This window comes from Promicromonospora sp. MEB111, from assembly GCF_030209445.1.
GTDB lineage: Bacteria > Actinomycetota > Actinomycetes > Actinomycetales > Cellulomonadaceae > Promicromonospora.
In genome coordinates, this window is sequence record NZ_JARVSD010000008.1 from 181780 (window position 1) to 193992 (window position 12213).

Annotated in this window: 10 protein-coding genes; 7 read left to right on the top strand and 3 right to left on the bottom strand. The window is 70.4% G+C overall.

What is annotated here, in order from left to right; genetic code table 11:
- Window positions 1-26: 26 nt before the first annotated feature.
- Both QRN56_RS09705 and QRN56_RS09710 read left to right on the top strand, forming a co-directional pair.
- Entirely contained in the window at window positions 27-1868 is a 1842-nt protein-coding gene (locus QRN56_RS09705; protein ID WP_285102705.1) for a BCCT family transporter, read from the top strand.
- Window positions 1869-1911: 43 nt separating this feature from the next.
- Complete coding sequence (locus tag QRN56_RS09710) at window positions 1912-2700, top strand: GNAT family N-acetyltransferase (protein WP_285102707.1); 789 nt, start codon at window positions 1912-1914, stop codon at window positions 2698-2700.
- A gap of 52 nt (window positions 2701-2752) precedes the next feature.
- Here the strand turns inward: QRN56_RS09710 and QRN56_RS09715 are convergent, their stop codons facing one another.
- Together QRN56_RS09715 and QRN56_RS09720 are read right to left on the bottom strand one after the other, a co-directional pair.
- Entirely contained in the window at window positions 2753-3283 is a 531-nt protein-coding gene (locus QRN56_RS09715) for a GNAT family N-acetyltransferase (RefSeq protein ID WP_285102709.1), read from the bottom strand.
- A 9-nt stretch (window positions 3284-3292) separates the two neighbouring features.
- Entirely contained in the window at window positions 3293-3946 is a 654-nt protein-coding gene (locus QRN56_RS09720; RefSeq protein WP_285102711.1) for a histone deacetylase, read from the bottom strand.
- 146 nt (window positions 3947-4092) lie between these two features.
- Between QRN56_RS09720 and QRN56_RS09725 the strand changes: the two genes are divergently transcribed.
- The 5 genes from QRN56_RS09725 to QRN56_RS09745 all read left to right on the top strand — a co-directional run bounded on the left by QRN56_RS09725 (window position 4093) and on the right by QRN56_RS09745 (window position 11157).
- Window positions 4093-4548: a cold-shock protein gene (locus QRN56_RS09725; protein WP_285102713.1), complete on the top strand. Its 456-nt coding sequence runs from the start codon at window positions 4093-4095 to the stop codon at window positions 4546-4548.
- A gap of 231 nt (window positions 4549-4779) precedes the next feature.
- The gene (locus tag QRN56_RS09730) at window positions 4780-6594 is read left to right on the top strand and encodes an ABC transporter family substrate-binding protein (RefSeq protein WP_285102714.1); all 1815 of its coding nucleotides are present in this window, start codon (window positions 4780-4782) and stop codon (window positions 6592-6594) included.
- A gap of 194 nt (window positions 6595-6788) precedes the next feature.
- Window positions 6789-8309 (top strand): ABC transporter permease, encoded by a 1521-nt coding sequence (locus QRN56_RS09735; protein ID WP_285102715.1) that lies wholly within the window; start codon window positions 6789-6791, stop codon window positions 8307-8309.
- A gap of 27 nt (window positions 8310-8336) precedes the next feature.
- Window positions 8337-9335: an ABC transporter permease gene (locus QRN56_RS09740; protein WP_285102716.1), complete on the top strand. Its 999-nt coding sequence runs from the start codon at window positions 8337-8339 to the stop codon at window positions 9333-9335.
- 4 nt (window positions 9336-9339) lie between these two features.
- Window positions 9340-11157 (top strand): ABC transporter ATP-binding protein, encoded by a 1818-nt coding sequence (locus tag QRN56_RS09745; RefSeq protein ID WP_285102717.1) that lies wholly within the window; start codon window positions 9340-9342, stop codon window positions 11155-11157.
- A 69-nt stretch (window positions 11158-11226) separates the two neighbouring features.
- Here the strand turns inward: QRN56_RS09745 and QRN56_RS09750 are convergent, their stop codons facing one another.
- Window positions 11227-12195 (bottom strand): hypothetical protein, encoded by a 969-nt coding sequence (locus QRN56_RS09750; RefSeq protein ID WP_285102719.1) that lies wholly within the window; start codon window positions 12193-12195, stop codon window positions 11227-11229.
- Window positions 12196-12213: the final 18 nt, after the last annotated feature.

Here is a 12213-nt window from a genome sequence, read left to right on the forward strand (position 1 = left end):
CCCGGGCGGAAAGGAGGGCCGTTGTGATGAGTACCTCAGAAACCACCAAGACCCTGCTGGGGCGGGTCCAGCACGCTGCACGCCGGGTCGAACGGGCCGCACGCGGGCCACAGGACCACCGTGTCGGCACCGACCGGATCGTCTTCGGCGTCGCCGGCCTGATCGCTCTCGCCTTCATCGTGTGGGGCTTCGTCAGCCCCGACAGCCTCGGCTCGGTGTCCGACAGCGCGCTGAGCGGCGTCCTGAAGAACTTCGGCTGGCTGTTCGTCACGGCCGCCACGATCTTCACCGTCTTCGTGATCGTCGTGGCGATGGGCAGGTTCGGCAAGATCCCCCTGGGCCAGGACGGCGAGAAGCCGCAGTTCTCCACCCCGTCCTGGATCGCGATGATGTTCGCGACCGGCATGGGCATCGGCCTCATGTTCTACGGCGTGGGCGAGCCGCTCTACTTCTACATGGCGCCCCCGCCCGGCACCGTCGACGGGTCCACCCCCGCAGCCGCGTCCACCGCGATGGGGCAGACCCTGTTCCACTGGACCCTCTACCCCTGGGCGATGTACGCCATCGTGGGCCTCGGCATGGCCTACGGCACCTACCGCCTGGGCCGCGCGCAGCTGTTCAGCTCGATGTTCACCTCGTTGTTCGGCCGCAAGGCCGTCAACGGCGCGGGCGGCCGGGTCATCAACATCCTCGCCATCCTCGCGACCCTGTTCGGCTCCGCCTGCTCCCTGGGCCTCGGCGCCCTGCAGATCGGCGGCGGCATCCAGCACTCGGGCGTCATGGAATCGGTCGGCACGGCCACGCTCGTGGTCATCATCGCCACCCTGACCTGCCTGTTCGTCCTCTCGGCCGTCTCCGGCATCGAGCGCGGCATCCAGTGGCTGTCCAACGCCAACATGTGGCTCGCGCTCCTGCTCGCGATCATCGTCTTCATCGGCGGACCCACGCTGTTCATCCTCAACGTGCTGCCCGCCTCCCTCGGCGCCTTCGTCGGCAACCTGCCGGAGATGGCCTCGCGGACCGCGGCGTCGGGCGACCAGGCGCTCGCGGACTGGATGGGTTCCTGGACCATCTTCTACTGGGCCTGGTGGGTGTCCTGGACGCCGTTCGTCGGCCCGTTCATCGCCCGCATCTCGCGGGGCCGCACCGTGCGCCAGTTCGTCACCGGCGTGCTGCTGGTGCCGTCCATCGTGTCCACGGTGTGGTTCGCGATCTTCGGCGGCGGCGCCATCGGCCTGCAGGAGCGCGCCGAGCAGGCGCAGGACACCGGCGCGGCCCTCGCCGCGATCGGCCAGGGCGGGGCCGACATCAACTTCGACCTCATCTTCTTCCAGCTGCTCGGGGCCCTGCCGGTGCCCGGCTGGGTCGGGATCGCGCTGATGATCCTCGCCGTCGTGCTCGTGGCGATCTTCTTCGTCACCGGCGCCGACTCCGCCTCGATCATCATGGGCGGGCTGTCCGAGAACGGCGCCGAGAACCCCACCAGGAAGTCGGTGATCTTCTGGGGCGTGAGCACCGGCGCCGTGGCGGCCGCCATGCTTCTGGCCGGTGGCGACGACCCGGCCGCGGCGCTGAACGGCCTGAAGAACATCACCATCGTCTCGGCCCTGCCGTTCGTCGTGGTGATGCTGGTGCTGTGCGTCGCGCTCTGGAAGGACCTCTCCAGCGACCCGCTCGTCCTCAAACGGGAGCTGGCGGTCCAGGTGCTGGCCGAGACGGTCGACACCGGCGTCGAGAAGCACGACGGCGAGCCGTTCGAGCTCTCCACGTCGGCGTCGGCCCCCGAGGCGGACCCGGACGACACCCCGGCGACCCCGGAGAACGGGGTGCCGCTCGTCGCCGACGGCGGCGTGGTCGTCAAGGACTGATATTCCGTTGCCGGGCTCCGGCCCGGCAACGGAGCATCGCCCCATGACCGATCCCTCGCGCCTGCTCCAGGCGTACGACGAACAGCTCCGCACCGACGCCGAGACGCCGAGCGCGATCTCCGTGACCGGCCTCGGCCCCCTGCGCCTGGTGACCTTCCTGGGTGGACGCGGCTTCGTCACGTACCGCGACCTGGGCGGGGCGGACGAGGCGCGGGTGCGGGAGCTCGTCGAGGAGGCCGTCGCCCACTTCCGGGCTGACGGCGGCATCACCAAGGTCGAGTGGAAGACCCGCGGCCACGACCGCGCGCCGGGGCTGCACGAGGCGCTGCTGACGCACGGGTTCGTCCCCGAGGAGCCCGAGTCGATCATGATCGGCGACGCCGCGGCCCTCGCGGTCGACGTCCCCCTGCCCGACGGCGTCACCCTGCGCCGCGTCACCGAGGAGCCGGACGTGCGGGCCATGTGTGCCATGCAGGACGAGGTGTTCGGCAGCCCGGTGTCCGACCGGACGGCGAACGCGATCCTGCGCCGGCAGGCGGTCGACCCCGAGATGGAGCTGTGGGTCGCGGAGGCCGACGGCCAGATCGTGACGGCCGGCCGGCTGGAGCCCGTGCCGGGCACCGACTTCGCCGGGATCTGGGGCGGCAGCTCCCGTCCCGAGTGGCGCGGCCGGGGCATCTACCGGGCCCTGACGGCGGCGCGGGCGCGCTCGGCCCTCGCGCGGGGCAAGACCCTGATCCACAGCGACTCCACCGAGTACTCCCGCCCCATCCTGGAGCGGTACGGCTTCGTCCGGGTGTCCACCACGACGCCCTACGCCTGGCAGCGGTGACGGCGGGCAGCGCTGACGGCGGGCGGCGCTGACGGCAGGCCCGCCGCGGGCGTCAGCCCGCGCGCCGTCGGCCCATGATGTTCGCCCGCTCGGTGACGCCGGCGTACCGGAACCCGGGCACCAGGTCCACGAAGCCGAGCCGGCGGTAGAGCACCTTGGCCCGGTCGGCGGGGTCGGCGGTGGTGGACAGCAGGGTGTGGCGGTGCGGGGCCCGGCCGAGCAGCTCGCGCATCAGCGCGGTCCCCAGGCCCCGCCCCTGGTGCTCCGGCAGGACCTCCAGCTCGTTCAGCTCGAACGCGTCCTCGGTCCACTCGCCGTGCCCGGCACGCTCCAGCGCCGGACCCACCTGCTGCGGCCACCAGTGGCCGGGCTGGTAGTCGAACCCGTACACGAAGCCCACGAGCGCCCCGCCCTCGAACGCCCCGAACGTCAGCGCGCCGTCGTACAGCGGCAGGTAGGCGAGCCGGGTGTCCCGGAAGTGGTCGCGCCGCTCGTCGGAGTAGCCGAACGCGCGCTGGAACACCCCGGCGATCTCGTCCGCGCGCCGGAGCACCTCGGAGGTCTCCAGCGCGCGGATCGTCATGCCCGCACGCTAGCGCCGTCGGGCGGCGCCGTCGCGAGGGACGACGGACGCCAGGTAGGTGCGCACCTCGGCGTCGGACCAGCCGTGCGCCTCGCGCAGGCCGTCGGCGATCATCGCCAGGTAGGCCGGCGACGGCGTCGTGTGCGGACGCCCCGCGTGCCCGTGCGGCGCGGTGAAGGTGAGCATCGGCAGCCCGTCCAGCCGCCCGACGTCGATCAGCGTCTCGTACCGGCCCGGGCCCGCGGTGTGGCGCCGCGCGATCCCCGAGCGGAGCGTGGCCTCCAGCGGATCGTCGAGCACGGGGACACGGTGCATCTCCTGGGCGGCGATGTCGGCGAGCTGGGCGGTCGTGACACGGTAGGCGCGGGCGGGCGTCGGGCCCACGGCGTCGTGGTCGTAGAACGCCGTGCCCCCGCCCCAGACGGCGGAGTCGCCGGCGAACCAGAGGCGTCCGGGCAGCTCGACCGCGCGGTCCTCGCGCGGCATCGTGCGGTCGCGCGCCCCGGGGTAGCGGCGTCGCGCCCCCGGCGGGGAGCCGCCCTCGAGGTAGCAGGCCAGCCGGGCCCGGGCCATGTTGGACCCGTAGCTCACGTACCAGACCTCGGTGCTCAGCGGACTCTCCTCGGGTGCCGGGGCTCCCGGACACGCTACGTGGTATGCCACCGCCAGGGAACCACGGCGGCCGCCGCCGGCCCGCGAGAAAGGGCCCGGACGGAACGCGAGAGGCGCCGTGCGCGTTGCCCAGGCGGAGTTGGACAAGCGTCCTAGACTCGATCATGCAGGGTTTCTCACGAGGTGGAGTGTGTGCCGTGGTTCAAGGCAAGGTCATCAGGTTCGACGAGGTTCGCGGCTATGGGTTCGTTGCCCCGGACACCGGTGGGGACGACGTGTTCATCCACGTCAACGACCTCGAGTTCGACAAGCGCAACCTCGCGGTGGGCGCGGTCGTGGACTTCGCGGTGGAGGACGGCGACCGGGGCCTGAAGGCCTCGACGGTCACGCTGGTGACGCCCGCGCCGGCCCTGGCCCCGACGATGGCGTCGGCCGCCGTGGGCGGAGGTGCGACCACCGCGCCCGTCCCCACCTTCCTCCCGCCCCTGCCCGACGCCGGGTCGCGGCCCGACGGCGACGGCCCGTCCGAGCGGGAGCTCGCGGTGGAGGTGACCGAGGTGCTGCTCGCCGGGGTGCCGACGCTGACCGCCGAGCAGGTGCTCGCGACCCGGGGTGCGTTCGTCGCGGTGGCACGTTCGCACGGATGGGTGTGAAATTTCACCCGAGGTGTTACCGCCCTGTTTCCGTCCTTGATGCGCGGCGACGGTGCCGCTACGGAGCGATATCAGGTCGGTAACGATCAGTTCCGGCAAACGGCGAAGTAGGGCAAACCCTCCCATCGCGTGAGTAGCGTGAGCGGAAACCTTGACGGTGACGGATATCTCACCCCCTGCGCTGAGGCGGACGGCGGTGGTTCGTGACCGTCATCCCCATGAGGAGGAACATTGAAGATCAGGCGACTGAGCGCCGCCGTCGCAGTGGCCGCCAGTGGCGCGCTGCTGTTCTCGGCGTGCACCAGCCCGGCGGGGAACGACGACCCGACCGAAGGTGAAGCCACTGCGACCTCGGCCTCGGCCGACGGCCCGTGCAAGGCGGACCTCGGGGACGTGACCACGGCTGACGGTGAGATCAAGGTGTCCGTCGAGGACGAGTTCCTCGGCTACAACTCGAACACCCCGGAGACCTACTCCACGTACAACAGTGCCGTGACCGAGCGCCTGTTCGGCGGCTTCTGGTACTTCGGCGACGACGGTTCGATCTGCACCGACGAGGAGTACGGCACCTACGAGGCGCTGTCCGAGGACCCGCTCCAGGTGGAGTACACCCTCAACGACGAGGCGGCCTGGTCCGACGGCACCCCGATCACCTACGCCGACTACCTGCTCGACTGGGCGGCCCAGGCGATCACCGAGGACGGCAAGGTCACCGAGGACGGCTCCGAGGTGCCCCTGTTCAACCACATCTCCGGCCTGACGCTGGGTGACTACGTGCCCGAGGGTCCGCAGGCGGACTCCCCGGACGCCAAGTCGTTCACCTACGACTACGAGCGCGTGTACGCCGACTGGAAGATCCAGATCGGCTCGCCGTTCCCGGCGCACGTCGTCGCCGAGCAGGCGGGTGTCTCCACCGAGGAGCTCGTCACCGCCATCCAGGACCTCGACCTGGACGTGCTGAAGAAGGCCGCCAAGTTCTGGAACGAGGGCTGGCTGTCGCAGCCGGGCGAGGTCCCGGACCCGGCGATCACCCCGGTCAGCGGCCCGTACAACTTCAAGGCCGACGGCTGGGAGGCCGGTCAGTACATCACCCTTGAGGCGAACGACAAGTACTGGGGTACGCCGGCTGCCACCAAGGAGCTGACGATCCGGTTCGTCGCCGCCGACGCGCAGATCCAGGCGCTCGCCAACGGTGACCTCGACGTCATCCAGCCGAACGGCCCCACGGTCGACACGGTGACGCAGCTCGAGCAGCTCGGTGACGCCGTCACGGTGGACACCAACCAGAACCTGACCTGGGAGCACCTCGACTTCAACTTCAAGTCGGGCATCTTCGCGGACAGCCTGGAGGCCCGTGAGGCGTTCGCCCTCTGCGTGCCGCGCCAGAAGATCGTGGACGACCTGATCAAGCCGATCGCCCCCGAGGCCGTCGTCATGGACGCTCGCGAGGTCTTCCCGTTCCAGGACAACTACGAGGCCACGGTCTCCGAGTCCTACGACGGCCGCTACGACGAGGTCGACCTCGACGCCGCCAAGGAGAAGTTCGCTGCCGCGGGCCTCAAGGAGGGCGAGAAGGTTCGCATCGGCTACGCCGCGCCGAACCCGCGTCGCGCCGCCGAGGTCGAGGCCATCAAGTCCTCGTGCGACCAGGTCGGCTTCGAGATCGTCGACAACGCCGCGCCGGACTTCTTCGACAAGGACCTGCCGAACGGTGACTACGAGGTGGCGCTGTTCGCCTGGGCCGGCTCGGGCCAGATCGCCTCGGGCGAGAACATCTACTCGACCACCGGTCAGCAGAACTACGGCGGCTACTCGGACGAGACGGTCGACGAGGCGTGGAAGACGCTGGCCGGGACCACGGACGAGGCGGTGCACGCCGAGCAGACCGTGATCATCGAGAAGCAGCTGTGGGACACGCTCTTCGGCATCCCGCTGTTCGCCCACCCGGGCGTCATCGCGAGCAGCTCGAGCGTGGAGAACGTGCGCAACACCGCCGCCCAGAGCGGTGTCGTGTGGAACTCCGAGCAGTGGGCCCGCGCCTCCTGACGCGAGCCTGACGCAAGACCTGCGGGGAAGGGTGCCTCTGGTCCCTTCCCCGCAGGGCTGTTCGCTCCAGGTCGGGATTATTTCCAGTCCTGACCTGGGCGAATGGCGGCAATTTTCATCCGGTGTCCTATAGTGACACGCTGATCGCATTCCCCAGCAGACGCCGTGCTGCGTCCGCCTCGAAGGGCCAACCCGTGCTCAAGTTCATCCTCCGGCGCATCGGCGCCTCGGCGCTCGTCCTGCTCGGCGCCTCATTGCTCATGTACGTCCTGACCATCAACTCGGGCGATCCGCTCAAGGACCTGCGCGAGTCCAACGTCCAGAACAAGCAGCAGCTCATCGACCAGCGGATCGCGCTGATGCGGCTCGACGATCCCTGGTACGAGCGGTACTGGGACTGGCTCAGGGGTGTCGGAGGCTGTTTCACCGGTAACTGCGACCTCGGCGTCACCATCAACGGCGTGGACGTGCTGGGCCTGACCCAGCAGGCGGCGGTCTCGACGCTGCGGCTCATCACCGTGTCCACGGTGCTCGCCATCATCGTCGGCATCGCGCTCGGCATCCTCACCGCGATCCGGCAGTACTCGGGCTTCGACTACTCCATCACGTTCAGTGCCTTCCTCTTCTTCTCGCTGCCGGTCTTCTGGGCGGCGACGCTGCTCAAGGAGTACGCGGCCATCCAGTACAACAACTGGATCGCGGTGGGGCAGTACGCCCCATGGACGATAGTCATCATCGCCGTGGTGACAGGGTTCCTGATCCAGGCGGTGCTGGGCGGGAGCAGGAGACGCCGACTGGTCACGGCGGCGGCCGTGTTCGCGTTCGTCACGATCATGCTCTTCGTCTTCAACGCCCTCGACTGGTGGCGCAACCCGATGTTCGGCATCGGCGGCGTGCTCGTGGTCTCGGCCGCCGCGGGTGTGCTCGTCACCGCGCTGGTCGCGGGCCTGCGGAACCGGCGTGCGCTCTACGCGGCCTTCACCACCGTGGTCGTCGGCATCGTCGCCTACCTCGCCTTCGCACCGCTCCTGGTCAACAGCCCGAGCTGGGGTCTGCTCGCCGGGCTGTTCGTGCTCGCCGTGCTGGTCTCGGTGGGGATCGGCGCCGCCTGGGGTGGTTACGCCCGCAAGCAGTCCATGCTGGTCACCGGCATCACCGGCGTCATCACCAGCCTGATGGTCTTCGCGGACCTCCTGATCGCGCACTGGGCCAGCTTCCTGGGCGTCAAGTCGCGGCCCATCTCGACCATCGGCTCGCAGACCCCGAACTTCACCGGGGGCTTCTGGGAGCAGGTGCTCGACATGGCCACGCAGATCCTGCTGCCGACCATCCTGCTCACCCTGGTCTCCGTGGCGACGCACTCGCGGTACACGCGGTCGTCGATGCTCGAGACCCTGAACCAGGACTACGTGCGCACGGCCCGGTCGAAGGGCCTGTCGGAGCGCGAGGTCATCGTCAAGCACGCCTTCCGCAACGCCCTCATCCCGATCACCACGATCGTCGCCTTCGACTTCGCGGCCCTCATCGGCGGCGCGGTCATCACCGAGCAGGTGTTCGGCTGGAAGGGCATGGGCGCCCTGTTCCAGGACGGCCTGAACGCCGTGGACCCGGCACCGGTCATGGCGTTCTTCCTCGTCACGGGCGTTGCCGCGGTGCTGATGAACCTGCTGGCAGACATCGCGTACGCGGCCCTCGACCCCCGGATCCGGCGCTGAGCGCGGGCCACGGCAGGAGACACAGACATGAGTGACATCAGGAACAGCAACCCCGGCGGCGAGGACTACGAGCCCCAGGTGTCCGTGGCCAGCACCGACGCGATCGGCCTCGCGGCCGGCGGCTCGGCGGCCCCGCTGCCCGGCGAGGACAAGTCCTACAGCCAGGGCCAGCTCGTCGCGCGCCGGTTCTTCCGGCACCGGGCGGCGCTCAGCTCGATGATCGTGCTCGGCATCATCATCATCGTGGCCTTCACGTCGATCGGCATCGGACCGATCCCCGGGTGGTGGCCCAACAGCTACACGCTCCAGTACGACAAGATCGGCGACGGCGCGCCCACCTGGCAGTACCCCTTCGGCCAGGACACCGGCGGCAAGGACTACTTCGCCCTGGTCATGCGCGGCACGCAGTTCTCGCTGATCATCGCGTTCGCCGTGGGCATCATCTCCACGGTCGTGGGCACGCTGATCGGCGCGCTGGCCGGCTTCTACCGCGGCTGGGTCGAGTCGCTGCTCATGCGGCTGACCGACGTCTTCATCGTGATCCCCCTGCTCGTCGTCGCGGCCGTGCTCGGCAAGACGGCGTCCGGCTGGGGCATCTGGGGCCTGGCCCTCGTGCTCGGCCTGGTCACCTGGACCAGCCTCGCGCGCCTGGTGCGCGGTGAGGTGCTCTCGCTGCGCGAGCGCGACTTTGTGCTCGCCGCCCAGGCGGTCGGCACCAGCCCCTGGCGCATCATCAGCAGGCACGTGCTGCCCAACGCGGTCGGCGTGATCATCGTGTCCGCGACGCTCTCGATCTCCAGCGCGATCCTCCTGGAGACCTCGCTGAGCTTCCTCGGCTTCGGCGTCCAGCCGCCCGACACGTCGCTCGGCACGCTGATCTCCGAGTACCAGGCCGCGTTCACGACCCGGCCGTGGCTGTTCTGGTGGCCGGGCCTGATGATCCTCGCCATCGCCCTGTGCGTGAACTTCATCGGCGACGGCCTGCGCGACGCGTTCGACCCCCGCCAGAACCGGAGCAAGGACTGAGGACATGACCACTCTCGACATCAGCGCACCGGGTTCTGCTTCGGCGACCGGCGACGCCGTCCTCTCCTTCGAGGACCTCAACGTCACGTTCAAGACCGAGTTCGGCGACGTGCACGCCGTCAAGGGCATCGACCTGGAGGTCCGGCCCGGCGAGGTCGTCGCGCTCGTGGGCGAGTCCGGCTCGGGCAAGTCCGTCACCTCGATGACGGCGCTCGGCCTGCTGCCCCGCAACGCGCGCGTCGGCGGCACCATCCGCGTGGGTGACAAGGTCGTGGGCGGCCTCGACGGCCGGGGCCTGCGCAACATGCGCGGCAACGACGTGGCCATGGTGTTCCAGGAGCCCATGACCGCCCTGAACCCGGTGCTCACGATCGGCGACCAGCTCACCGAGGGGCTGCAGCTGCACGGCATCGCGTTCGGCAAGCAGGCCATGGCACGGGCGGCCGAGCTGCTCGCCATGGTCGGCATCCCCGAGCCCGAGCGTCGCCTCAAGCAGTACCCGCACGAGCTCTCGGGCGGTCAGCGCCAGCGCGTGGTCATCGCCATGGCCATCGCGTGCGACCCCAAGGTGATCATCGCCGACGAGCCCACCACCGCCCTCGACGTGACCGTGCAGGCCGACATCCTCGACCTGCTGCGCTCGCTCAAGGACAAGCTGAACACCGGCATCCTGCTGATCACCCACAACATGGGCGTCGTGGCCGACATGGCCGACCGCGTCGCCGTCATGCTCAAGGGCGACCTCGTGGAGACGGGCACGGCCGACCAGGTGCTCAACCACCCGCGGCACGAGTACACCAAGCGTCTGCTGGCCGCCGTGCCCCACCTGGGGTCCGGGCCGGGCCAGTTCGGCGACGTCGCCCCGGTCGACGCGGCGCCCGAGGACCTGCCCGCGCTCGACCTGGGCAACCTCGTGATCGAGTATCACCGGGTGGGCAAGCCCACCTTCCGGGCCGTCGACGACGTGTCGCTGTCGGTGGCCCAGGGCGAGATCGTGGGCCTGGTGGGCGAGTCGGGCTCGGGCAAGTCCACGATCGCCAAGTGCGCGCTGGGGCTCATCCCCGCGGCCTCCGGCTCGGTGTCGATCCTCGGGACCGACTTCGGCAAGCTGCGCGGCAAGGAGCTCAAGGCCCTGCGCAAGCGCATCGGCGTCGTGTTCCAGGACCCGGCGTCCTCGCTCAACCCGCGCCTGCCCATCGGCGACGTGATCGCCGAGCCGCTCGTGGTGCACAAGGAGGGCGACGACCGGTCGCGCCGTCGCCGCGTGCTGGAGCTGCTCGACGCCGTCGAGCTGCCGCGCAGCGTCTACAACCGGTACCCGCACGAGCTCTCCGGTGGCCAGCGCCAGCGCGTGAGCATCGCCCGCGCCCTCACGCTCGACCCCGAGCTGCTGGTCGCGGACGAGCCGACGTCGGCCCTGGACGTGTCCGTGCAGGCCAACGTGCTCAAGATGTTCACGGCGCTGCAGGAGCGGTACAAGTTCGCCTGCCTCTTCGTGAGCCACGACCTGGCGGTGATCGACCTGCTGGCCCACCGCGTGGTGGTGCTGCAGAACGGCCGGATCGTCGAGCAGGGCCCGCGCGAGGAGGTGCTGCACCACCCCCGCGAGGAGTACACGCAGCGCCTCATTGCGGCCGCCCCCGTGCCGGAGCCGCTGGAGCAGCGGCGCCGTCGCGAGGCGCGGCACGCGCTGCTGAACAAGCTCGGCGACGACGTCGCGGAGCTGCACGTCGAGGAGGACTACGAGCGGCCGCGCCCGAAGCAGGACGAGGGCGCCAACCCCTCGGGCCTCGGCGGCTTCATGGCGGACGGCGGTAGCTGACCCGCCCCCCTCGTAGACGTGTCAGACCCTCAGGTCACCCCGGTGACCTGAGGGTCTGACACGTTGTGGCTACTCGGCGGCGTCCACCGTGATGCGGACCTCGCCGGGGTTCAGCCGCGTCTCGGCCTCGGTCCAGGCGGCCTCGTCGCGCAGCCACACCTGGTCGTCCACGTGCACCTCGACCGCCTGCGTGGCCTGGGCCGTCGCGACGGCCCACTGGGCGGTGGCCCAGGCGCCGCGCACGGGGTCGTCGGGGGTCAGCGGTGTCGCGTCCACCGTCACGGTCGCCGACGCCGGGTCCTGCCGGTTGGGGTCCGCCGCACCGGTCGCGGGCGCGAGCCCGAGGTCCCGGCCCAGGCGGCCCGCCACGACGTCGCGGGCGGCCTCGGGGGCGAGCTGGTCGCCGTCGGCCACCGGGGCGAGCTCGCACGACAGGGCGGCGGGAGAGTTGCCCGTGAGGGCGGAGGCCCAGGCGCGCGACCGCGTCTCGTGCTGGGCGTACGCGTCGGGGTAGGCGGAGCGCTGCACCGTCTGCGCGGCGTCCGTCACCTCCATGTCCTCGTAGCCCTCGACCTCGACCAGCACGTCGTAGAAGGCGTTGGTGGAGTAGGCCGGGTCGAGGATCTCGTCGACCGTGCCCCAGCCCTGGGACGGCCGCTGCTGGAACAGCCCCACCGAGTCGCGGTCGCCGTAGTCGATGTTGATGAGCTTGGACTCCTGCAGCGCCGTGGCCAGGCCGATCGTGGCCGCCCGGGCGGGCAGGCCGCGGGCCACCGCGGTGCCGGCCACGAGCGCCGCGTTGTCCGCCTGGTCGGGCGAGAGGTACCAGTTCGCGTCCTCCAGCACCGCCGTGCAGCGCTCGGTGACGGGACCGGACCCCGCGAGGCGGTTCAGCCCAACGACGACGCCCACCGTCGCGACCACGCACACCGCCCCGACCGCCGCGGCGTACTTCAGGGCGCGACCGACTGACTGCTGCGGCGTGGGGCCGCCTGCGGGTGGCGGGACCGACGAACCGGTCTCAGCCAGGAGGGCCATGCGAGCTCCCTGTCGTCC

Excerpts from the sequence above, each read along its gene's own strand:
- QRN56_RS09745 (WP_285102717.1), top strand. The coding sequence starts at position 9,340 with ATGACCACTCTCGACATCAGCGCACCGGGTTCTGCTTCGGCGACCGGC.
- QRN56_RS09715 (WP_285102709.1), bottom strand. The coding sequence starts at position 3,283 with ATGACGATCCGCGCGCTGGAGACCTCCGAGGTGCTCCGGCGCGCGGAC.
- QRN56_RS09740 (WP_285102716.1), top strand. The coding sequence starts at position 8,337 with ATGAGTGACATCAGGAACAGCAACCCCGGCGGCGAGGACTACGAGCCC.
- QRN56_RS09750 (WP_285102719.1), bottom strand. The coding sequence starts at position 12,195 with ATGGCCCTCCTGGCTGAGACCGGTTCGTCGGTCCCGCCACCCGCAGGC.
- QRN56_RS09705 (WP_285102705.1), top strand. The coding sequence starts at position 27 with ATGAGTACCTCAGAAACCACCAAGACCCTGCTGGGGCGGGTCCAGCAC.
- QRN56_RS09710 (WP_285102707.1), top strand. The coding sequence starts at position 1,912 with ATGACCGATCCCTCGCGCCTGCTCCAGGCGTACGACGAACAGCTCCGC.